Below are 23,532 nucleotides of genomic sequence, written 5' to 3' on the forward strand. Positions count from 1 at the left end.
AACAGCTTGTTTTATTCATATTCTTGCACTTGTCCTCATATGATGGGGACAAAGACGGCGGGAGGATGGAGCTGTGGGAAACCAATCCAAAAAGCTGGCGGCTGTTCTGGTAGGTATGGCAGCTGTCATACTGGTCGGACAAGTGGGCAGTGTACGTACATACATTACGGAAATCCGTGATGGGCCAGGCACGCAAAATGCATTTGATATGTTCAAAGAGGCAACCGGAGAAGAGCAGCTGTTATCGGCGATCCGGGATAAAGCGGCCGAAACGAAAATCGCTCCGGTAAATGCCAGAGTGGATCGGGTCTGGAAAGCAATACCCGGGTATAACGGACTAGAGATTGATGTGGAAGCCACGTATCGCAAAGCACTCGGTGGCACGCTGAACACCAAGATAGCGTATGTCTATCGGCAGACTGTACCTGAAATCCAGCTTAAAGATTTGGGTGCACACCCGATTTACCGTGGGAATGCCGAAAAACCAATGGTGTCTTTCATGATTAATGTTGCGTGGGGCAATGAATTCATTATTCCGATGCTAGATACGCTTGATGCCGAAAAAGTCAAAGCTACTTTTTTTCTGGATGGAAGCTGGTTGAGCAAAAATGAGGAACTGGCTAAAGAAATTCAAAAGCGTGGACATGAGTTATCAAACCATGCATACTCACATCCGAATATGAGTCGGTTGAGTACGGAGCGGGCGAAGCTGGAAATCAGTAAAACACAGGACCTGCTCAAAGAAAAATTGGGTGTGGAGAACCATTGGTTTGCTCCACCTTCCGGTGATTTTAATCAACAGACGGTCGACATTGCTTCCGGCATGGGACTTCAAACGGTACTTTGGACACTGGATACGGTGGATTGGCGTAAACCAACTTCTGAATCTGTTGTAGCCAAGATCTCCAGTAAAGTAGAAGCCGGCACATTAATTCTGATGCACCCTACAGCTGCTTCTTCAGGAGCTTTAAAAGGAATGATTGATTCCATACGGGCCAAGGGTTTGACGCTTGGAACCGTTAGCGAAACGTTGTCATCCGAGCGCGTGAAGGGATCAGCGGTTGAGTGAATGATGTTTTTTTGTTACTATCAAACAGTTGGAACCAAATGTCGATTTCAATTTTGCGTTGAAATCCAGGCAATTATAGAGATGTAGGAGGGCCAACCGTGAAAAAAATTCAGCTGGGCAATGGCCTCAGAGTTGTCATGGAACAAATTCCGACCTGTCGTTCCGTGTCATTTGGAATATGGGTCAAGACAGGTTCTCGCAATGAGCAGCCTGCAAGCAACGGAGTGTCCCATTTTATTGAGCACATGCTGTTCAAAGGAACGGATCGTTATGATGCCAAAGCGATTGCAGAGCAATTTGATGCCATTGGTGGTAACGTGAATGCGTTCACTTCAAAAGAATACACTTGTTATTACGCCAAAGTATTGGATGAACATCTGCCAATAGCTGTTGATGTGTTGTCCGATATGTTCTTCCGCTCTAAAATGGATGATGGTGAACTGCTCAAGGAGAAAAACGTTATTCTGGAAGAAATATCGATGTATGAGGATACGCCGGATGACATGGTCCATGATCTTATGGCTTTGGCAGCCTATGGTGAGCATCCCCTCGCTTATCCGATTTTGGGTACAGAAGAGCGCCTCAAGGCGATGGACTCCAGCCATTTGCGTGCATATATGAAGGAGCACTACACGATTGAGAATACCGTTATTAGTATTGCAGGTAACATTGATGACAGTGTGATTGATTTGATGGAAAAGCATTTTGGTGCTTTTGATGTCAACGGTGTAGCTGAACAAGTCACGCTGCCTGCATTCCAGAGCGGACAACTCTTTCACAAAAAGAAAACGGAACAGAATCATATCTGTATCTCGTTCCCGGGATGCAAGATCGGAGATCCGCTTCAGTTCGCCATGGTCGTGTTGAATAATGCGATTGGTGGAGGCATGAGCTCTAGACTGTTCCAGGAAATTCGGGAGAAACGCGGCCTTGCTTATTCCGTTTATTCTTATCATAGTTCCCATGCGGATAGTGGACTCTTCACCATCTATGCAGGTACAGCGCCGAAGCAGACGAAAGAAGTTCTGGATCTGACCAAAGAGGTCCTGCACGATCTGGCTGTAAATGGATTGTCCGAAGATGAGCTGCGCAAAGGAAAAGAACAGCTGAAAGGAAGTCTGATCCTCAGTTTGGAAAGCACGGGCAGCCGGATGAACCGACTGGGCAAAAACGAGCTGATGCTGGGTAGACACCACACGCTGGACGAAATGATTACCAAAATAGAAGAAGTAACGATGGACGATGTTGATGCTGTGCTGGACCTGATGTTTGCGGAGCCATTTGCGCTCGCTATGGTCGGTACTTCGGATCGTACGATCGCTGGATTAAGAAGGGATGATTTTGTTGCATTACGTTCAAATTCAAAAGTTACCGGGCAATGAAGATATTAAGTTGCCTCAAAAAATGTCAGAGTTGGCCTCCGGCTTTGATGTAGTTGCAGCATTACAGGAAGAGGTTGTATTGCAGCCGGGACAACGTACGTTGATTCCTACGGGACTCGCGATGGCTATGCCAGCTGGATTGGAGGCACAAGTTCGTCCTCGCAGCGGTCTGGCTTTCAAACACGGAATTACTTGTCTGAACACACCGGGAACCATTGATGCCGATTATCGCGGTGAGGTTAAGGTTCTTTTGATTAATCTGGGTCAGGAGCCATTTACCATTGTACGTGGGGAGCGGATTGCCCAAATTGTCTTTCAAACCGTTCCAGCAGTTGAATTAACCGAGGTAGCTGAACTGTCGGAAACTGTACGTGGAGAAGGCGGATTCGGTCATACCGGAAAATAAATGCTCCTCAACCAAGCTGTAAAAGGAGTCTCTTCTGTAATTAGAGCTTCACGGTTTGATTTACTTACTGAGCATGTTCTCCAAGAGTCGTCCCCGAGGGGGCGGCTCTTTTTTCTTTTTTTTGAACGATAGGGACAATCTTTTCTTTGCATGCTTCGATTTTAATGTTTCACCCCCCTGTGGGCCACTGCATACGATAAGGCATACATGTGGTGAAAGGAGTGACGTCCCGATGCTGACCGGTGTCCGGATTATAGTCTTGGGCGGAGATGCGCGGCAGCTTGAAGTCATTCAAAAATGCGCAGAGCTGGATGCTACGGTAAGTGTGGTGGGTTTCGACAAGCTGGAGTGCTCCATTCCTGGTATCGAACACCAGGAATTGGAAGACGATGTACTCGCTTCGGCAGATGTGCTGGTGCTTCCTGTGGTCGGGTGTGATGATCAGGGGAAAGTGAGCACTTCGTTCAGTGATACACCGATTTTTCTGAAAAAGGAACATGTTGCGGCATTGCCGGAGCATTGTATTGTGTTCACGGGTATGGCGAAGCCTTTTTTACGTGATTTGTGCCGGGAAAATGGTCTACGGCTTGTTGAAGTACTCGATCGTGATGACATCGCGCTCTACAACTCCATTCCGACAGCTGAAGGTGCCATTGCCATGGCGATTCGGGAGACGGACTTCACGATCCACGGCTCGGAATGCATTGTACTTGGCTTGGGTCGAACAGGTTTCACAATGGCCAAAACGCTCCAGGGACTTGGGGCAAATGTACGGGTGGGAATCAGGCGCGAAGAGGATGCTGCTCGAGCATCCATAATGGGATGGAAGCCTTTCATGACAACGGATTTGGCCGCTCAGACCGGGGAAGTTGACTTGCTTTTTAATACGATACCGACTATGATAATCACAGCACAAATCCTGTCCAAAATGCCGCAAAAAGCAGTCATTATCGACCTCGCATCCGCTCCTGGCGGCTGTGATTTCAGGTATGCCGAAAAACGTGGTATCAAAGCGCTACTTGCGCCTGGCCTCCCCGGCATTGTTGCTCCCAAAACGGCTGGCGGCATTATTGCCAACGTGTTAATCCGTTTGCTTTTGGAAGAACAAAACGCACGGGAGGTTGAACAATGAACTGGCAGGGAAAAACGGTAGGTTACGCAATTACAGGTTCTCATTGTACGTTTGAAGAGGTTATGCCGGTGATTAGCCGCTTTGTGGCCGAAGGTGCCAATGTTGTCCCGATTATTTCCAATTCGGTTCTGACTACGGATACACGCTTTGGGACCGCGCAAAATTGGCAAAAACAGTTGAAAGATATAACGGGGAATGATATCATTTCTACAATTGTTGAGGCAGAGCCGTTAGGCCCTTCCAAGCTGCTCGATGTGCTCGTAATTGCTCCATGCACAGGCAACACGACGAGCAAGCTGGCTAACGCGATGACGGACAGTCCGGTTTTAATGGCAGCCAAAGCGCAGATGAGAAATCAGCGTCCGCTGGTACTCGCCATTTCAACCAATGATGGACTTGGGTTGAATGCTGCGAACATCGCCAAACTGCTCGTGGCCAAATATTTGTATTTTGTGCCATTTGGGCAGGATGATCCGGTAAAAAAACCGAACTCGCTAGTGGCCAAAATGGAGCTGATACCGGAGGCATGCTGGAGTGCGCTTGAAGGCAAACAGTTGCAGCCAATGATTGTGCAGCGCGCTGCACAGGCTTGATAGTTCTTGGGTCCGCCGTAACATCAGTTTGTTAATAGGCAGGGTTCTGAACAGACTTAGTTTCGGGGATAACGGTTATTCGCTTGAAGAAGTGATGATGGTTCGAAAGACAAAGAAAATCATGAGGGACGTTATGCTGGGATAAACAGCTACCTGTGTCCACGTTCCTTTCATAAAAAGGGAATTCCTGCTTGCAATGATTAGTCAGGCAAGCGGGATCAGTGCACGGGGAACGTGTGCGTCATGATCTCGATAACAACCGCGGCCTTCATCCTGGATTGGTAAAATAATCTTTGATGAGGAGCGGCATGAATTGCCGTATAAAATGCTGAAATTATCGCATCGGAACGCTCCCTAGGGTGATCCATTTGTTGATTTGACCCGTGTCCAGTCTTCTTGCGTACACAAATGGAGGAATAAAGATGCGCATCATGGTACAGAAATTCGGAGGTACGTCTCTCTCTACCGTTCAGGCGAGAGAGCATGTGCTCCGTCATGTTAAACGTGAACTTGAAGCAGGATTGAGTCTGGTCATTGTTGTATCAGCAATGGGTCGTCGTGGTGAGCCTTACGCTACGGATACGTTACTGGACTGGGCTGCACAGAACGGAAATGCACTCTCCGCACGCGAAAAGGATTTACTGCTGTGCTGTGGTGAAATTATATCTGCGACGACTTTGAGTAGTCTGCTCGAACATGAAGGCATTCCAACTACAGTGCTGACCGGTGCACAAGCAGGTTTTGTGACGGACGACAATTTCGGGAATGCCCGAATTTTGGATGTCCGTCCTGTTCGTGTGCTGGAGCAGCTACAGATTGGGCGTGTTGTCATTGTTACAGGGTTCCAGGGGCAGACCGAGAATGGTGACTTTACTACCCTGGGTCGTGGAGGAAGTGATACGTCAGCCACAGCACTTGGTGCAGCATTACATGCAGAGATGGTGGATATATATACGGATGTAAATGGGATACTGACAGCAGATCCACGTATCGTGGAGGACGCTCGTCCGTTGACTGTTGTAAGTTATGCCGAGATATGTAATATGGCCCATCAAGGAGCTAAGGTAATTCATCCACGTGCAGTCGAGATTGCGATGCAATCCCAGATTCCAGTGCGTGTACGGTCTACCTTTGCAGATAGTGAAGGGACGCTGGTAACACATCCAGAAGGATTCCAGGATGTGCAGACAGGCATTGTTGACCGATATGTAACAGGGATTGCCTATGTAAGTAATGTTACGCAAATAACCGTGGAAGTACCGGGCGGTGCAGATCGTTTGCAGCTGAAAGTGTTCAAAACGATGGCTGAAAATTCGATCAGCGTAGATTTTATTAATGTTACCCCTCTGGGGGTTGTCTATACCGTTTTCGATAGTGATTCCGAGAAAGCCATACAGGTACTGCAGGAAATTGGTCTTAAACCGCAAAGTCTCTCCGGATGTGCCAAAGTTTCCGTCATCGGCGGAGGTATCAACGGAGTGCCAGGCATTATGGCGCGGATCGTGGAATCCTTGACACTTGCGGACATCCAGATCCTGCAATCTGCAGATTCCAATACAACGATTTGGGTACTTGTGAAAAAAGAAGATATGGTTCAAGCTCTGAGGGCACTTCACGCCTCATTCGAACTTCACTTGTAGTACTTTGAAGTCAGCGGAGCCGGACCTGTTTTGAAGGAGGAATCGAATTGGACTTTGGAAGATTGATTACAGCAATGGTCACTCCGTTCAATGAACAAGGGGAGATCCATTGGGAGGAAACTGCACGTCTGATTGACTATTTGATTGATGATCAAAAGTCAGAGACGCTCGTTATTTCAGGAACAACTGGAGAATCTCCCACGCTTAGCGACAAAGAAAAAGTAGAACTATTCGAATTCGCGGTAAAACATGCGGCTGGACGGTGCAAAATCATTGCTGGAACGGGTAGCAATAACACCGCTCATTCAATCCATCTGACTCAGGACGCTGAACGTGTTGGGGTAGATGGTGTTTTGCTGGTTGTTCCTTATTACAACAAACCAAGTCAAGAGGGAATGTTCAGACACTTTGAAGCGATCGCGAACGCGACGAAACTGCCGATTATGTTGTATAACGTTCCTGGACGTACAGCAGCCAGCCTTTCGGCTGCGACAACGCTTCGTTTGGCACAGATTCCTAACATAGTAGCTACGAAGGAATGTGTATCGTTGGAGCAAGTCACGCAGATTGCTGCGGGTGCACCCGAGCATTTCAGGGTGTATTCCGGTGACGATGCTTCTGGCTTGCCGGCCATTGCTGTAGGTGCTTACGGGATCGTAAGTGTTGCCAGCCATGTGGTAGGCGCTGAGATGAAACAAATGGTTGATTCCTACTTCGGTGGCGCCCCTGTACAGGCAGCTCAGATACATCAGAAGCTGTTTCCGGTATTCAAAGGTCTATTCGAGTGCCCGCAGCCTTTACCGAACCCTGTAGCGGTGAAATACGCTCTGACATTGCGAGGTCTGAACGTAGGATCTGTACGCCTTCCGCTTATAGCCGCAACAGAGGATGAGCAAGGCTTTATTCGTGGCTTGTTTAATTAGCAATAATACGTTATTAAACGGATTTTTTAACTTTTATAACCTATAAAAATTGCAGAAGAACCGTTCCTCAATTATGAGGAGGCGGTTCTTTTTTTGACGATGATTGTTAGGTTTCTTTTCACAACTGAAGACAAACCTAGAGGTTAACGAGAGAGTGACTTGTTTTTTTTGTTTTTAATCATGTATAATGATGTCAAGTGACTGGGTGCGGTATTTTTTTGAAATTGAAAGCGACATCGTTTCTTGGTGTAGCTTTGTGGTGAAAAAGGAAGGAACGGCTAAGAAGGATCATTTCAAAATCCATCTTGTTGGTGAAGGGGAATAACTTCGAAGAACTTCTTCCAAATATCGTGAATAAAGGTGCTCTTTTGCATTCATCCCTATTTACGGGAATGGGTGTGATGGACTGCTTTTCTTAACTTACAATAAAATAATAAGGTACGACGTCCAACTACCATAGGAGGTTTAGATTCATTTGTCTAAGAAAAATAACAACGATAAACTGATGATTTTTGCTTTGGGCGGCGTAGGCGAGATTGGTAAAAATATGTACGTCATCCAATACGCTAACGACATTGTAGTCGTAGATGCTGGTCTTAAATTCCCGGAAGAAGATATGCTTGGAATCGACATTGTCATTCCTGACATCTCATATCTAACTGAAAACCGTGACAAAGTAAGAGGGATTATTTTGACTCACGGACATGAAGATCATATTGGTGGTCTGCCATATGTTCTGAAACACTTGAATGTTCCTGTATACGGAACAAAGCTTACTCTCGGACTTGTTGAGAACAAGCTGAAAGAAGCCAATTTGCTGGGTGAAACAAAACGCATTCTGATTGATGCGGATTCCGAGATTCAACTCGGCTCTGTATTGAAAGCAACGTTCTTCGCTACTAACCATAGTATTCCGGATTCCGTCGGCGTATGTGTCGAAACACCGGAAGGCGCTGTTGTTCATACAGGTGACTTCAAATTTGATCACACTCCAGTCAATGGTCAATATGCAGATCTCCAGCGTATGGCACAGATCGGAACCAATGGTGTACTTGCCCTCTTGTCCGATAGTACCAACGCAGAGAAACCTGGATTTACACCTTCGGAGAAAAATGTGGGTATCGTTCTGGAAGATATCTTCCGCAAAGCAAGCCAACGTGTCGTTGTAGCAACATTTGCTTCCAACGTACACCGGATTCAACAGGTTATCAATGCAGCTGAAGTAACTGGACGTAAAGTCGCAGTTATTGGACGCAGTATGGTAAATGTGGTGGGTATTGCTTCTGAACTGGGTTACCTTGAGATTCCAGATGGCATGATCATTGAGCCGGAAGAAGTAGGCAAAATGGCTGCTGACCGTGTAGTAATTCTCTGCACAGGTAGCCAAGGCGAGCCGATGTCAGCATTGACACGTATGGCTCGTTCTACTCATCGTAAAGTAGATATTTTGCCTGGTGATACAGTAATTATTGCTGCAACTCCAGTTCCAGGTAATGAGAAATATGTAGGCCGTACGATTGACGAACTGTTCCGTCTGGGTGCCAACGTGCATTACAGCGGTGCAAACAGTGGCGTCCACGTATCCGGTCACGGTAGCCAGGAAGAGCTGAAACTGATGCTTAACCTGATGAAACCGAAATATTTCTTGCCGATTCACGGTGAATTCCGCATGCAGCGCCGCCACGCAGTACTGGCTGAATCTGTAGGTATTGATCCAGACAACATCTTCATTACGGATATCGGTGAAGTGGTTGAAATTCAAGGCGGAGCAGCACGCAAGGCAGGTAAAGTTACTGCAGGTAACGTGTTGATCGACGGCTTGGGTGTAGGCGATGTAGGTAACATCGTATTGCGTGACCGTAAATTGCTGTCACAGGATGGCATTCTGGTTGTCGTGGTAACACTGAGCAAACAGGATGGCAAAATTGTTTCCGGTCCGGACATCATCTCCCGTGGATTTGTCTATGTACGCGAATCGGAAGGACTGCTTGATGAAGCCAATCGCATCGTCAGCAGCACACTGCAAAAGTTGATGAGTGAGAACGTTAACGAATGGGCTTCACTCAAAACGAATGTTAAAGATGCACTCGGACGCTTCTTGTATGAGCAAACTCGTCGTAGACCGATGATTTTGCCAATCATTATGGAAGTTTAAAATAAATCAAACAAAAACATAAATTCAGGCACACAGTCGCCCCATCTCTACGAGAAATATTGGACGGTTCCTCGTAGAGAAGGGGCTTTTTTTGTTGTTTTCTGGCCCTGCACCAGATTATGGAGAAATTGATGAGTGATCGGGTATAAGTCAGCTGGAACATTCCCCATACTAAGGAAATACATTACATGTTTCTGGAGAAGGGGAGTAATCGAATGAGCGAATACATGAAAAACAAGCAAACACCGAAATCGGAACAACCGGGTACCGAGATACCGGAAGTGCCTGCACAAGAGGAGAAGGCGATGTCACCTGTAACGGAGTCTATTCAGCAGTTTGGGCAGACGCAGTCACCTGCAGCTGAATCGAACATTTTCTGTATGACCATTATCGGTCAGGTGGAAGGGCATTTAATTTTACCTCCGCAAAACAAAACAACAAAGTATGAACATCTCATTCCTCAGCTGGTTGCTGCAGAGCAGAATCAGCGAATCGAAGGTATCTTGATCATTTTAAATACGGTAGGAGGCGATGTGGAGGCGGGCCTCGCTATTGCCGAAATGATTGCTTCACTTAGCAAACCTACGGTTACTGTCGTCATTGGAGGAGGGCACAGCATCGGGGTTCCGATCGCGGTTGCCTCAACCTATTCCCTTATCGCGGGTAGTGCAACAATGACCATTCATCCGATCCGTATGAACGGACTTGTGATAGGAGTGCCTCAGACGTTTGAGTACATGGAGAAGATGCAGGAACGTGTCGTAAGATTTGTTACGTCACACTCCAATATCTCTGAAGAAATGTTCAAAGAACTGATGTTTAAGACAGGTGAACTCAACCGCGATATCGGAACAGCTGTGGGTAGCGCTGATGCGGTTAAATATGGATTGATGGATGCCGTAGGCGGGATCGGCCAAGCCATCGCTCAGTTGAATCAGCTCATAGGAGACAAAAGACAGACGCTGCAGGCTGGAGGCTATACCCAATGACACTTTACACAGTGATGCCACCTGAATTGCTGTGGTCGGGGATGTGGAATGAAGGAGAAGATACCCGTGAGATCAAGATGAACGGATTATTGATGCAGGTCAGACCTGTTAATGAAAATGAGGCTGTCATTGTACGTTTACTTGAATGCCCCTTGGAAGCTTATCTGAATCCCGCTAATATGCCCGGATCTATCGTTCCGCTTTCGGGTAACCCGGGACCAACATAACGCGACCAAATAAGACAAATTGAGCAGAAAAAGAACATATGTACGGATTATATTTGTATGGTATAATATTCTTCTGGGGGTGACCTGATTTTGGCCAGAAGAAAAAAGAGGAAAAAAAAGGCCGCAGCTTTTAGCGGCGTTTTAAAATATGAAATTTACGGCATTGTGCTTATAACCCTTGCTGTCATTGCTTTGTCGGGTGAAGCAACCGTGGGGCGCTCGCTTTCCAAGATGTTTGGATTGATGCTTGGCAAGTTCTATTTTGGGATTCCGCTTATAGGGATCTATTATGGCTTAATGGTGATGATTCATCGGAAATGGCCGAGCGGCTGGACAACGCGCAAGACAGGGCTTGTATTGCTGGTGTTTGCTTTAACCCTGATGAGTACCGTCTCTGCCATGCACCAGAAGCTTATACCAGTTGGAGCCCTTGAGCCAGGTGCTGTACTTACACAGATACATAATGATATGCAAACCGAGTTGCTCACACCTGCTGCGCCAGGCGAACGGGATTCGATGCTCAATAAGGACATTAGCGGCGGTTATATAGGAGCGGCTCAGTTTGCCTTGTTCTTGTGGTTGTTTGGCAGCTTGGGAGCCCGATTGATTATGATCGTGATGTTCGTTATCAGTTTCATGCTGGTTACCAATCTTTCTTATGTCGATCTGATTCGCATTTTCAGAACGAAGATATGGGATGCAGGTAGTGCGATGTACAAAAAGCTGGAGGCTAGACCAGCAGCACGTGCTACTTCAAGCTCTGCGGGCAAGAAAAACGGGAATGTTCGCAAAGTGGTACCTGTTCCAGTAGACGACGAAGATGATGATGACGATTACGATGATCTGCAGAATCAGCAGCTACCGAAACGAAAAGCACCGATTTTTTTCCAACTCTTTGGAAAATGGGGTTCTGATCGGGAACGGACGAAGACTGAGCGTGGAGTGGACGAGGATGATTCTTTAGATTCGGAACAGGTCGTCTACCGAGCCGAGCAGGAAACGCCTGCAGATTCATGGCATGATGAGCCAATCATCGCATCCGACATAATGGCTCCCGCAGCAGTTCCTGCGCAATCAAGACCTAATTCGGCTCCAATCATTCGTGACTTCTTTGAACATGTCAGATCAGAGGATGCGAGTAAAGAGGATGATCTGGATGATGCGTATCCTTTCCCGGATGATCTAACGGATAACATGCAGGGAGAAGAGCTTCCAATCAAGATCTCAGATGAACTTGTGGATAACAATGAGTGGCCTGAAGCGGCGGATGCCGGAACAGCTACGTTGGATTCTGTTGAGGGTAGTTCCGACGTTGGGTCAACGTTGAGCAATGCGGTTCAAGGTTCGGTTGTTTCAGATACGGAGGGGCAGGAAGTGCAGCCTGTTAAGCCGCCTCCACTACCTCCGAAACCTTATAAACTTCCGTCTTTCAGACTTCTTTCCAAGCCGAACAATGGAGGCAAGGGTGGCGACCAGAAGGATTATATGCAGACTGCACGCAAGCTGGAAGCAACGCTGGAAAGCTTCGGTGTTCGTGCCAAAGTACTTGAAGTAGTCAGAGGACCTGCTGTTACACGGTATGAGATCCAACCGGATATTGGTGTGAAGGTCAGCAGAATTGTAAGTCTGACAGACGATATTGCATTAGCCTTGGCGGCAAAGGATATCCGAATGGAAGCACCAATTCCCGGCAAATCCGCTATCGGTATTGAGGTACCTAATGGAGAGGTTTCCGTTGTAACGATGAGGGAGGTCATGGAGACAGCTACATTCCAGGAAGCCGAATCCAAAGTGACCATTGCATTTGGACGAGATATCTCTGGACAGACGATCATCGGTAATTTGGCTCGTATGCCCCATCTGCTGGTGGCTGGTGCGACGGGTTCAGGTAAATCAGTATGTATCAATGGTATTATTACGAGCATCCTGTACAAAGCGAAGCCGGATGAAGTGAAGTTTTTGATGGTCGATCCCAAAATGGTCGAGCTGAACGTATATAATGGTATTCCGCATCTGATGGCACCGGTCGTAACGGATCCTAAAAGGGCTTCACTTGCTCTCAAAAAGATCGTTGTTGAGATGGAGAAAAGGTATGAGTTATTCTCCAAATCCGGTACACGTAACGTTGAAGGTTATAACAATCTGATGAAAGACAACCCAGCGGCGGTTTTGCCTTACATCGTTGTTATCGTGGACGAGCTGGCTGACCTCATGATGGTTGCCGCAGGTGACGTGGAAGACGCGATTGCTCGATTGGCTCAGATGGCGCGTGCAGCGGGTATCCATCTGATCATTGCCACACAGCGTCCATCTGTGGATGTTATCACTGGTGTAATTAAAGCCAACATTCCGTCCCGGATTGCCTTTGGTGTGTCCTCTCAAGTGGATTCTCGAACCATTCTGGATATGGGTGGGGCCGAGAAGTTGCTGGGCCGAGGAGATATGCTGTTCATGCCTATGGGAGCTTCGAAGCCGGTTCGTGTACAAGGTGCTTTCATGAGTGATGAGGAAGTTGAAAATATCGTGAATTACGTGCGTGGTCAAGGTGAAGCGCAGTATGACGAATCCATTGTTCCTGAGGTGGATGATTCCGTTCAGGCAGCAGATGAAGTGCAGGATGAGTTATATGAACAAGCAGTGCAGATTATTTTGGAGGCGAAGCAAGCTTCCGTTTCTCTATTGCAACGCCGAATGCGAGTGGGTTATACCCGCGCAGCACGTTTGATTGACTCCATGGAGGCCCGAGGTGTGATTGGTCCTTACGAGGGCAGTAAACCAAGGGAAGTATTGATCTCACTGGAACAGTATCAACAGAATAAAATAAGCTCGTAATACACAGCATGTGTATACGATCCAAGCCCTTAACCTTACTGGTTGAGGGCTTTTTGCATGCCATTTGACTGAAGATTTGCCATGATGTCCAATGATCGGAGGATTTGGTGCATAGGAACGAAGTATGCTTGTCATAATAACCTTAGCGATTCTGTTAATCCCACAAGAGAAAGGTAGAGCACAGTCGATGCGAAAAATGAACATATGGCTTTTCACTGCTATTTTGCTGATGTCCGCATTGGGAATTCGTTATTTGCTTCCTGGGAATACAGCAACCGATAGTCCAAACCCAAGTATCCCGCAGGTCGAAGAGAAGTCCCTACCCACCTTTAGCACCAATGCTGTGAAATATGGAAGTTACGGTCAGGATGTATACGAGCTTCAAGGCCGACTGAAGTATTTGGGATTTTACAATGGTAAAATTGACAGTAATTTCGGCAGCACCACATTGAAATCGGTAAAATGGTTTCAATCGGAATTCGGCATGAAGGCGGATGGTGTGGTTGGAGCCAAAACCAAGCTGAAACTTTACAATGCTTCAAAACAATGGTCGCCAACAGAAACACCATTGCACAAGGATCAAACTTCAGGAGGTAGTGGCAACAATAACAATACTGCTGATAAAGAGCAGGACAATATGGGCTCTGCCAATTCCATGGGATTGTCAGAGAACGAAATCAAAATTATGGCTAACGCGGTGTATGGTGAATCTCGCGGAGAGCCATTTGAGGGTCAAGTGGCAGTGGCGGCAGTTATCCTGAATCGCGTGAAATCGCCGAGTTTCCCGAACACACCGTCAGGAGTGATTTTCCAGCCGGGTGCATTTACTGCCGTTGCAGACGGCCAGATTTATCTGGAACCGAATGCACAAGCTAAAAAAGCAGTTGAACAGGCGATGAATGGTTGGGACCCATCCGGTGGATGCCTCTATTATTTTAATCCGAAGACAGCTACATCCAAATGGATCTGGACACGTCCTCAGGTAAAAACAATCGGGCAGCATATATTCTGTATGTGATGATTTTGGAAGCAACCAGAAGGCGTGACTTCGGTTGCTTCTTGCCTTTTGAATGGGTTAAAATGGTTGTTACGTTTAAGCTTCACTTATTGCACGATAAATGACGCCGTAAAGGGGTTTTGACATTTGAATACATCAGGATTTGAACGAGGAAACCGGAAAGAATTCCGTATACATGTTCTTCCTACGAAACGTTTTAAGACATTTGCGATCTCGCTATACGCAGGGGTTCCCCTGCAGGAAGATACGGTTACCAAAGTAGCCTTAACACCTTTCGTACTTCGGCGCGGTACCGAATCCTATCCGGAAACAACGCAATTTCGTGAACAATTGGAACATTTGTATGGAGCGGGTTTTGGCTTTGATGTCTATAAACGTGGCGATTACCAGATCGTACAGTTCCGTATGGACACTATTAATGATTCTTTTGTTGGCGGAGACGAGCAGCTGTTGGATCGTTCATTTGCTTTTCTGGGTGAAGTGCTCACACGCCCTGCACAGGAGGATGGACATTTCCGAACCTCTTATGTACAAGCTGAGCGGGAGACTGTTCGCAAAATGCTTGAGTCCATCGTGAATGACAAAATGCGTTATGCTGCGGAACGTAGTATTGAGGAAATGTGTAAAAATGAACCTTATCGTCTGCACCCGCTTGGTGAGCGCAAGGATTTGCCAGGCATTGATCCAGATACATTGACAGCTTCGTATCAGGAATGGTTACAGCAGGCAAGCATGGACTTGTATGTGGTGGGCGACACCACGCTGGAAGAGGTAGAGAATCTGGTTCAGCGTTATTTCAATGTAGAACGAGCGACTTCTTCCGACTATCATACACAGGAAGCTATTCGTGGAGATAAAGAAGTGGAAACCGTTGTAGAACGGCTTAATGTTAATCAGGGTAAGCTCAATATGGGGCTTCGCACGTCTATCACTTATAGTGACCCTCAGTATGCAGCTGCTTTGATGTATAACGGCATTCTCGGAGGATATCCTCATTCCAAGCTGTTTGTTAATGTTCGCGAAAAAGAAAGTCTGGCGTACTATGCCTCTTCGCGTTATGACGGACATAAGGGGATTGCAACGATTCAATCCGGGATTGAAATCCCCAATTACGAAAAAGCCGTCATGATTATCAAGCAGCAGCTGGATGAAATGAAGAACGGGAATATCACTGACCTGGAGATGTCTCAGACCAAGGCGATGATCCGTAATTTGCTCAAGGAAATGCAGGATTCTGCATTTGAGCTGATTGCTTATGATTTCAATCGACAGTTATCCGGCAAAGAGCGGACCGCCGAGGAACTGCTGGCCCAGGTAGAACAAATCAGCAAAGAAAATGTTCGTGAGGCGGCAGAGAAATTCCGTCTGGATACGATTTATTTCTTGCGTGATGAGAAGGGGGAATAGTCGGTGGAAAGCATAACATACGATCGTTTGCAGGAAACGCTGTATTACGAAGTGATGGATAACGGGCTGCATGTTTATATTTTGCCTAAACCGGGTTTCCAGAAAACATATGCCACATTTGCAACCAAATACGGTTCGGTGGACAATCATTTTAAGGTCGAAGGAGAAGAGGAAGTGAAGGTCCCGGACGGAATTGCTCACTTTCTGGAACACAAAATGTTTGAAGAACCAACAGGGGATATTTTTGCTACATTTGCTTCTCATGGAGCTTCTGCCAATGCTTTTACCAGTTTCGATCAGACGGTTTATTTGTTTTCGGCAACGGAATATGTCAATGAAAATATACAAACATTAGTTGATTTTGTGCAAAATCCTTACTTCACCGATCAGAATGTGGAAAAGGAAAAAGGGATCATCGCACAGGAAATTAATATGTATGCCGATAATCCGGATTGGCGCGTTTATTTTGGCCTGATCGAGGCAATGTATCAGAAACATCCTGTGCATATTGATATCGCCGGAACCGTTGAATCCATTGGTACCATAACCAAAGAAACGTTGTACACATGTTACAACTCTTTTTATCATCCAAGCAATATGCTTCTGTTTGTCGTGGGTGGAGTAGACCCGCAGGAAGTGATCGATATGGTTCGTTCGAACCAGGCGAAGAAAAATTACAAACCTCAAGGTAAAATCGAGCGGATTTTTGAACCGGAACCTAAGCAAGTGGGTGAAGCCAGACGTGAATCCAAATTGGCCGTTTCCCTGCCTAAATGTTTGTTTGGTTTTAAGGAAACCGAAGTGGGACTTACTGGAGAAGAGCTGCTCCGCCGGGATATGACAACTAAACTAATGATGGATCTGTTATTTGGTTCCAGTACCCCGCTATTTCAAAAGTTATATGATGAAGACCTGATTTCGGACAGCTTTGGGCATGAATATAACAGTTCGCCGCAATATGCTTTTTCTGCTATTGGCGGGGATACCAAAGACCCGGATCAACTGCTTGCGCGTATCCGTGAAGAAGTCGATGCTATTGTGGAAAAGGGATTTGATGCAACCGACTTTGAGCGCGCACGCAAAAAGAAAATAGGTGGATATTTGCGTATGCTCAATTCACCAGAAAACATTGCAAATGAATTCACGCGTCAGCAATTCCGTGGTGGTGATTTTTTCAACATGCTCCCGTTGTATGAATCGCTTACACTGGAAGAGGTAAACCGCAGATTGAAAGAGCATATTCGTTGGGATCAACTGGCGATATCGCTTGTCGTGAGTCCTTAATATGGAGAGGGGAACAGGACAATTGAAGCCAATTGGAGAAATGACGGTACTTGTAACAGGCGCGAGCGGAGGCATTGGAGCAGCTATCGCAGAGCGTTTTGCCAAGGTGGGTATGAATGTAGTGATTCACTATATGAAATCGCATGAAGCAGCTAATGAAGCGGCGAGAAGGTGCATGGAACAAGGCAGTGGTAAAGTCATGACGGTGTCTGCTGATCTACGCAGTCGGGAGCAAATTGAACGTATGCGTGAGAAGCTGGAATCCCATGGGCTGATGCCGGATATTCTGGTGAATAATGCAGGGATATCTCATTATGGAATGCTGTCCGATGTTACGGAAGAAATCTGGGATGAAGTGATGGCGATCAATCTGAAAGGCACGTTCTTATGTACACAGGAAATGATGCCTCACATGATCTCCCAAAGATATGGTCGAATTATTAACGTGTCGTCTATTTGGGGACTGTCGGGTGCCTCTTGTGAGGTGTTGTATTCTACAACCAAAGGCGGTGTAAATGCATTCACCAAAGCTCTTGCCAAAGAGTTGGCTCCATCTGGCGTAACGGTGAATGCTGTAGCTCCCGGTGCAGTTCAAACATCCATGTTGAACCATCTGGACCAGGATGAACTAAAAATGCTGGAAGAGGAAATTCCGGCAGGAAGACTTGCCCAGCCAGATGAAATCTCATCACTGGTCTACTTCCTTGCGCTTCCCGAGTCTGGATACATTAATGGGCAGATTATAAGTCCAAATGGTGGCTGGCTCACGTAATATATGGGGCGTGTATTCAATTTTGTTTTAAATTCGGGGTAGTTTCTTGATGGGAATTAATGGTTCATTGATGATCTTCGATTAATTCAAAAATGCTCGTATATAAAATGTCCGGGAAGCACATATTACAACTGTTGATTTTAAATCTCATGCGTCAGCTAAGGAGGATTTATCATGTCAACAGAAAAAACAGTGCTCTCAAGTTTTGACACATGGAAGAAGTTTTTGGGTGACCGCGTGCTGCAAGCAGAGAAGATGGGGATGAGTGAAGATACCATCAACAAACTTGCATACGAAATCGGTGACTTCCTGGATGAGAAAGTCGATCCGGCGAACCATTCCAACCGGGCATTGAAAGAATTATGGGATGTCGGCGATGCAGATGAGCGTCGTACGATCGCGTGCCTGATGGTCAAATTGGCCAAACAAAACGCATAAGATTACAGATGGAAAGCTCCCGCAAGGGGGCTTTTCTCTAATGATTACACATTGATTACAGACCTGTTCTTGTAATTCATTTTCATTTTATATATCATTAACGTGACCCATTTTTAGAAGATATCTCAGATTGTCGTCCAATGGACGCGTTCTGTTACTGTCGAATAATGTGGAATAATGCTTTACGGGGTGTTTAAATGGAATCTAAACAATGGTATATGGAGTATAAAATACATAAGAACAGACCCGGTCTGTTAGGGGATATTGCCTCTATGCTGGGGATGCTTGAAGTAAATATATTGACCATCAACGGTGTTGAAGGCAAAACCCGGGGGATGCTGCTGGAATCGGACGATGATGAGAAGATTCGTCTGCTGGGTGAAATGCTTGGCAAAGTAAACAGCATAACGGTGTCTGCTTTGCGTCAACCGAAACTGGTCGATATTCTGGCTGTGCGTCATGGTCGTTATATTGATCGTGATTCGGACGATCGCAAAACATTTCGTTTTACGCGGGACGAACTTGGGTTACTTGTGGACTTTTTGGGTGAAGTATTTAAGAGGGAAGGCAATCAAGTCATTGGTTTGCGTGGAATGCCGCGTGTAGGTAAAACGGAATCCATTATTGCAGGTAGCGTATGTGCGATGAAGCGCTGGACGTTTGTTTCCTCCACACTTCTTCGTCAGACCATAAGAAGCCAGATGTCCGAGGACGAATTGAATCCAAACAATGTGTTTATCATTGACGGAATTGTCAGTACGATTCGTTCAAGCGAACGGCATTATAATTTGTTACAGGACATCATGACGATGCCAAGCACCAAGGTTATTGAACATCCGGATATTTTTGTGCAGGAGTCTGAATATGATTTTAATGATTTTGACATTATTATTGAACTGCGCAACAATCCGAATGAAGAAATTATTTATGATACGTTTACGGCCAGCTACACCGACGAACTGTAACGCTCCGTACGGGATCATGAAATAGATAAGCAACAACCATAGAGATAAACATAAGGAGGAGATGGCATGTCTGAACTGGGTCAGCAGTTAAGAGAGGCCCGGCTGCAAAAAGGGATGAGTCTCGACGATGTACAGGAAATGACTAAAATTCGCAAGAGGTATTTGGAGGCGATAGAGGCAGGAGACTACAAAGTGCTGCCTGGTAGCTTCTATGTGCGTGCATTTATCAAAACCTATGCGGAAACGGTGGGACTAAATCCTGATGAGCTGCTGGAGGGACATAAGAAAGATGTACCTGCAGAAGAAACGGAAGCAACCATGGAGCCAGTGATTCAAAAACGTTCAAGCCGCCCGGTTGAGCGCAGTAACCGCTGGATGTCTGTTGCGCTGATGTGGACTTTTCCGGTATTAATTCTTGTGCTGTTGTATGTGTATGTAGTGATGAACAAGGATGATTCGGATACACAAGGGCTGGATCAAACGAAGATCACAGATAGCCAGCAGCAACCTCAAGATAAACCGGATGAGCCTACAGAAAATGGCCAAGCTTCTAATCCTCCAGCTAATGAATCAGGTAGCGGAGAAACGAATGAAGGCGAAGCAGGCGGTAACGGTGGCGGAACAGCAGAAGGGCAGACTGACGGACAAACTGACGGACAGACGGATGGGCAAACGACGGGTGAAAATGAAGAGAACCCAACGGATAATCCGCCAGCTTCTGTAACTGTTGCTGAAGACGGAAAATCAGGCAATATTACGAACTTCAAAGTGAACGGCAGTGCAGGGCAGCCTGTGACGGTTACAATTAAAGCAACGGGGCATAGTTGGCTGGAAGTATACAAGGGCGAGAACTCCAGTGGCGAGAAGTTGGAATACGGCAACACCGCTGAGGGAGACAGTTATACTTTTGAATTGGACAGTGCAGGAATGTACATTAAGTCGGGTTACGCTGCAGCGACCACAATTGAAGTTGCAGGGCAGGTTGTGACAGACGGGAAAGCGACAAACCGCATTCGGTTAAGACTTGGTGAGGATACGTCCTCCACTGGTACTGAAGGCACGACGACAAATGAAACAGGAAGCACCGGCACTAGCGCCGAATAACCAAAGTTTCTGCGGGAGACACTAACCTTGTCTTTAACTTGCAGTCAACTTTTGGTGAAGTGAGGTGGATGGCTGTGACAGTCAGCTGGATCGTAACAGGTTTGGGGATCATTGTCAGCCTCCTGGGTTATTACTTGACCCCAACTGCCTGGGGTTACGGAATTTTGGGTTTTGGACTTGCACATGTGCTTCTGGGTGTGCTTGACATGTTCAGACAGCCTAATCGCAGCCGTTATTAGAAGGGCAACCGCACGAAAAGCATTTTTGGCAACCATCTTAAGTGGTAGCCAAAGATGCTTTTTTATTTTGAAAAACCTCATAAAATTAGACTTTTGCTTGGCGTATCCTCTATAATGTTACAGAACATATGATTAACTGAAAGGGTGACTGGTTTGAGTTCAGAAAATTCATTTGATATCGTGTCCAAAATGGACTTGCAGGAATTGACAAATGCCGTTACACAAACAGAAAAGGAAATTGGCACGCGTTATGACTTCAAGGGCAGCAAGAGCAGTCTGAAACTGGATAAGGATGCGTTAACGATCGTATCTGATGATGAGACCAAACTCAAGGCTGTTATCGATGTACTGCAATCCAAGATGGCTAAGCGGGGTTTACCTTTAAAAAACATTGATTATGCAAAAGTAGAACCAGCTTCTTCAGGTACAGTCCGCCAGCGTTTGAATTTCAAACAGGGGATTGATCAGGATATCGCTAAAAAAATTAATATTCTGATTCGTGACTCCAAGATGAAGGTGAAGAGTCAGATTCAGGGAGATCAGCTCCGGGTAACAGGTAAAAGTAAGAATGATTTGCAGGCAGTTATGCAGTTGTTGAACGGTGCCAATCTACCTTTGGATCTGCAATATACAAACTTTAAGTAATATCTCCTCATTGCAGCTAGGTATGTTTTTTGACACTGCAATTGGCGTATATTATACTAAGTGTGCATTGCTGGCAGATAAGCATCAAAGCCCAGTCATCATCGTTTGCTGACTTTGTGAAAAGCAGTACATCTTCTGAAAGTCACCGGAACGTTTAAAACGGTTTTGCGTTTGAACGGTTGACTTTATTTTTTGCGTTTTTACATAGTGAGAGCACTTTAGTGCTGATTGACAGTGAAACTGTACATTTCATGTTCCGGATGATGAATACGGGATTAAGATGAATGTTTGGAGTAATGGAGGATAAGAGGGAGGGCGTCTTGTGAATTTACCCAACCGGATTACGCTTGCACGAATTTGCTTAATCCCTTTTTTAATGGTGTTCCTGCTCGTAGATTTTCCGTTTTATCCAGAGCCGTTGCAATTGGGAAGCTTATCACTTCCGTATAATCAGTTGATTGCTGCTGTCATTTTTATCATTGCAGCAAGCACGGATGGAATTGATGGCTATCTGGCGCGGAAAAATAATATGGTCACCAACCTAGGGAAATTGCTTGATCCGCTGGCTGACAAGTTGTTGGTTACTGCGGTGCTGATTTCACTTGTGGAAATGGGTAAGTTGGATTCCTGGATTGCTGTGGTCATTATTAGTCGTGAGTTTGCGGTTACCGGCTTGCGTCAGATTGCATTATTGGATGGTTCGGTTGTTGCGGCAAGTGCCTGGGGCAAACTGAAAACCGTCGTGCAAATTGTGGCGATTGTGCTGCTGTTGTTGAATAATTTCCCGTTCTCATTTACGGGTATTCACATGGACGTTATTGCCGTTTGGGCTGCAGCGATCATTACGATTTGGTCAGGTATTGATTACTTTATCAAAAACAAAAATTTGCTTCATTTATCGAAAGCGTAACGTTTAGGTTAAATGGGTAAGCATGAAGAAATCATTTGTACGGAGGGCAATAGGAAATTATCCTATTGCCCTTTGATCACTCACCACATGTACAGGAGGATGCTGAATGAAGGCAGAAATCATTGCAGTTGGCACAGAATTGTTGCTTGGACAAATTGTGAATACCAATGCCCGATATCTATCCCGTGAATTGGCTGCGATCGGGATTGATGTATATTTCCAAACGGTGGTTGGTGATAATCTTAATCGACTTAGTGACGCTATTCGCATCGCTCAGGGTCGTGCAGACGTCATTTTATTTTCCGGGGGCATCGGTCCTACACAGGATGATCTCACCAAGGATGCGATCGCGGCGGTCTTGAACCGCAAGCTGCATATAGATCGAATGGCTATGGACAAAATCGAGAGCTTCTTCCGAGATCGTAATGTGGACATGACTGAAAATAATCGCCGTCAGGCGATCGTTATAGAAGGCGGGACACCGCTGGCGAACGAAACAGGCCTTGCCGCAGGAAATGCGATTTCCGACAATGGCAAACATTATGTAGTGATGCCTGGACCACCGAAAGAGCTGATTCCTATGTTTGAACAGGAAGTTAAGCCTTGGTTATTCCAGCATGTACTGACAGAAGAAATGCCGATCTACTCGAAAATGCTGAAGTTTGCAGGAATTGGAGAATCGGCATTGGAAGACCGACTCCTGGATTTGATTGATACGCAGACAGATCCAACGATTGCTCCTTATGCCAGTGAGGGAGAAGTTACGGTACGTGTATCTACAAAGGCTCCAAGTGAGAGTGAGGCGAAGCTGAAGCTTGATGCAATGGAAGTTCAGATCCGGGAACGATTGCCAGAGCATCTCTACGCGAACGAGGATGTGCCTATAGAGTATACAATCGTAACAATGATGTCTGATATGGGTCTGACCCTTAGCGCGGCTGAGAGCTGCACAGGAGGGCTCGTCATGCAAAGTCTGACGTCAGTCCCTGGCAGTGCTTCGATGCTTAAGGGCGGAATAGTATGTTACTCCAATGAAATTAAGGAGAAGCTGCTCCATGTGCCACATGCCTACCTGGAAGGTGAAGATGCACCGGGCGCAGTGAGTCCGGAAGTCGCCAAAGTGCTGGCAGAACAGATTCGCATGATTGGGGATGCCGACTTCGGTCTGTCGGTTACAGGTGTAGCGGGGCCTGGTTATTCTGAACGCAAACCCCCAGGACTTGTTTTCATCGCTTTGGCAGAGCGTGGCAAAGAGACAGAAATTCATGAACTGCGCATTAATGGCAATCGGGAGACGGTTCGGATCCGTTCCGCGAAGGCGATTCTTTATCGTTTGTGGCGCAAGCTTGTGGAGATGGACTAGTTCACGGCTCAGATTGCATTTGCCTAAGCAAGCAAGTAT

General features: G+C 46.2%; 22 protein-coding genes. All 22 read left to right on the forward strand.

Going from position 1 to position 23,532, the window contains the following annotated elements; all coding sequences use genetic code 11:
- Window positions 1-115 precede the first annotated feature (115 nt).
- The 22 genes from RS891_RS11585 (at window position 116) to RS891_RS11690 (ending at window position 23,493) form a co-directional block, all read left to right on the forward strand.
- On the forward strand, window positions 116-1,069 hold the full coding sequence (locus tag RS891_RS11585; RefSeq protein ID WP_397386945.1) for a polysaccharide deacetylase family protein: 954 nt from the start codon (window positions 116-118) through the stop codon (window positions 1,067-1,069).
- A 98-nt stretch (window positions 1,070-1,167) separates the two neighbouring features.
- Window positions 1,168-2,451, forward strand: a complete 1,284-nt coding sequence (locus tag RS891_RS11590) for a M16 family metallopeptidase (RefSeq protein ID WP_315795339.1) — start codon at window positions 1,168-1,170, stop codon at window positions 2,449-2,451.
- On the forward strand, window positions 2,411-2,857 hold the full coding sequence (gene dut / locus RS891_RS11595; RefSeq protein ID WP_170867769.1) for a dUTP diphosphatase: 447 nt from the start codon (window positions 2,411-2,413) through the stop codon (window positions 2,855-2,857). Before RS891_RS11590 ends, dut begins: the two co-directional genes overlap by 41 nt.
- 232 nt (window positions 2,858-3,089) lie before the next feature.
- Window positions 3,090-3,989, forward strand: a complete 900-nt coding sequence (dpsA, locus tag RS891_RS11600; protein WP_315795340.1) for a dipicolinate synthase subunit DpsA — start codon at window positions 3,090-3,092, stop codon at window positions 3,987-3,989.
- The gene (locus RS891_RS11605) at window positions 3,986-4,582 is read left to right on the forward strand and encodes a dipicolinate synthase subunit B (RefSeq protein WP_113052602.1); all 597 of its coding nucleotides are present in this window, start codon (window positions 3,986-3,988) and stop codon (window positions 4,580-4,582) included. The genes dpsA and RS891_RS11605 overlap by 4 nt, the downstream gene beginning before the upstream one ends.
- A 422-nt stretch (window positions 4,583-5,004) precedes the next feature.
- Window positions 5,005-6,222 carry an aspartate kinase gene (gene dapG, locus RS891_RS11610; RefSeq protein WP_113052601.1) on the forward strand — a complete coding sequence of 406 codons (1,218 nt, stop codon included), beginning with the start codon at window positions 5,005-5,007 and terminating at the stop codon, window positions 6,220-6,222.
- A gap of 47 nt (window positions 6,223-6,269) precedes the next feature.
- On the forward strand, window positions 6,270-7,145 hold the full coding sequence (gene dapA / locus RS891_RS11615; protein WP_113052600.1) for a 4-hydroxy-tetrahydrodipicolinate synthase: 876 nt from the start codon (window positions 6,270-6,272) through the stop codon (window positions 7,143-7,145).
- Between the two features lie 475 nt (window positions 7,146-7,620).
- A complete protein-coding gene (locus RS891_RS11620; protein ID WP_053783840.1) occupies window positions 7,621-9,300 on the forward strand; it encodes a ribonuclease J in 1,680 nt (559 codons plus the stop codon).
- Between the two features lie 215 nt (window positions 9,301-9,515).
- Entirely contained in the window at window positions 9,516-10,289 is a 774-nt protein-coding gene (locus RS891_RS11625; RefSeq protein ID WP_397386910.1) for a ClpP family protease, read from the forward strand.
- Window positions 10,286-10,516, forward strand: a complete 231-nt coding sequence (locus RS891_RS11630; RefSeq protein WP_063566367.1) for a YlzJ-like family protein — start codon at window positions 10,286-10,288, stop codon at window positions 10,514-10,516. The genes RS891_RS11625 and RS891_RS11630 overlap by 4 nt, the downstream gene beginning before the upstream one ends.
- Window positions 10,517-10,606: 90 nt before the next feature.
- Entirely contained in the window at window positions 10,607-13,348 is a 2,742-nt protein-coding gene (locus tag RS891_RS11635; protein ID WP_315795341.1) for an FtsK/SpoIIIE family DNA translocase, read from the forward strand.
- Window positions 13,349-13,535: 187 nt separating this feature from the next.
- Window positions 13,536-14,366: a spore cortex-lytic enzyme gene (gene sleB / locus RS891_RS11640; RefSeq protein ID WP_113052598.1), complete on the forward strand. Its 831-nt coding sequence runs from the start codon at window positions 13,536-13,538 to the stop codon at window positions 14,364-14,366.
- Window positions 14,367-14,492: 126 nt separating this feature from the next.
- Window positions 14,493-15,773 (forward strand): EF-P 5-aminopentanol modification-associated protein YfmF, encoded by a 1,281-nt coding sequence (yfmF, locus tag RS891_RS11645; RefSeq protein ID WP_315795342.1) that lies wholly within the window; start codon window positions 14,493-14,495, stop codon window positions 15,771-15,773.
- A gap of 3 nt (window positions 15,774-15,776) precedes the next feature.
- Window positions 15,777-17,057, forward strand: coding sequence for an EF-P 5-aminopentanol modification-associated protein YfmH (gene yfmH, locus RS891_RS11650; protein WP_315795343.1), 1,281 nt, complete (start codon window positions 15,777-15,779; stop codon window positions 17,055-17,057).
- A 1-nt stretch (window position 17,058) separates the two neighbouring features.
- Window positions 17,059-17,829 (forward strand): elongation factor P 5-aminopentanone reductase, encoded by a 771-nt coding sequence (gene ymfI, locus RS891_RS11655; RefSeq protein WP_076289541.1) that lies wholly within the window; start codon window positions 17,059-17,061, stop codon window positions 17,827-17,829.
- Window positions 17,830-18,003: 174 nt separating this feature from the next.
- On the forward strand, window positions 18,004-18,267 hold the full coding sequence (locus tag RS891_RS11660; RefSeq protein WP_062833846.1) for a DUF3243 domain-containing protein: 264 nt from the start codon (window positions 18,004-18,006) through the stop codon (window positions 18,265-18,267).
- 197 nt (window positions 18,268-18,464) lie between these two features.
- Window positions 18,465-19,232 carry a DUF3388 domain-containing protein gene (locus RS891_RS11665; protein WP_024630282.1) on the forward strand — a complete coding sequence of 256 codons (768 nt, stop codon included), beginning with the start codon at window positions 18,465-18,467 and terminating at the stop codon, window positions 19,230-19,232.
- 66 nt (window positions 19,233-19,298) lie between these two features.
- On the forward strand, window positions 19,299-20,336 hold the full coding sequence (locus RS891_RS11670; protein WP_315795344.1) for a RodZ domain-containing protein: 1,038 nt from the start codon (window positions 19,299-19,301) through the stop codon (window positions 20,334-20,336).
- 68 nt (window positions 20,337-20,404) lie between these two features.
- Window positions 20,405-20,575, forward strand: coding sequence for a hypothetical protein (locus tag RS891_RS11675; protein WP_157258470.1), 171 nt, complete (start codon window positions 20,405-20,407; stop codon window positions 20,573-20,575).
- Window positions 20,576-20,728: 153 nt separating this feature from the next.
- Window positions 20,729-21,220: a YajQ family cyclic di-GMP-binding protein gene (locus RS891_RS11680; RefSeq protein WP_017689115.1), complete on the forward strand. Its 492-nt coding sequence runs from the start codon at window positions 20,729-20,731 to the stop codon at window positions 21,218-21,220.
- Window positions 21,221-21,542: 322 nt separating this feature from the next.
- Entirely contained in the window at window positions 21,543-22,130 is a 588-nt protein-coding gene (pgsA, locus tag RS891_RS11685; RefSeq protein ID WP_063566359.1) for a CDP-diacylglycerol--glycerol-3-phosphate 3-phosphatidyltransferase, read from the forward strand.
- A gap of 106 nt (window positions 22,131-22,236) precedes the next feature.
- A complete protein-coding gene (locus tag RS891_RS11690; RefSeq protein ID WP_113052593.1) occupies window positions 22,237-23,493 on the forward strand; it encodes a competence/damage-inducible protein A in 1,257 nt (418 codons plus the stop codon).
- The last annotated feature ends 39 nt before the right edge of the window (window positions 23,494-23,532 follow it).

It is taken from the genome of Paenibacillus sp. BIC5C1, from assembly GCF_032399705.1.
GTDB classification, from domain to species: Bacteria; Bacillota; Bacilli; order Paenibacillales; family Paenibacillaceae; genus Paenibacillus; species Paenibacillus taichungensis_A.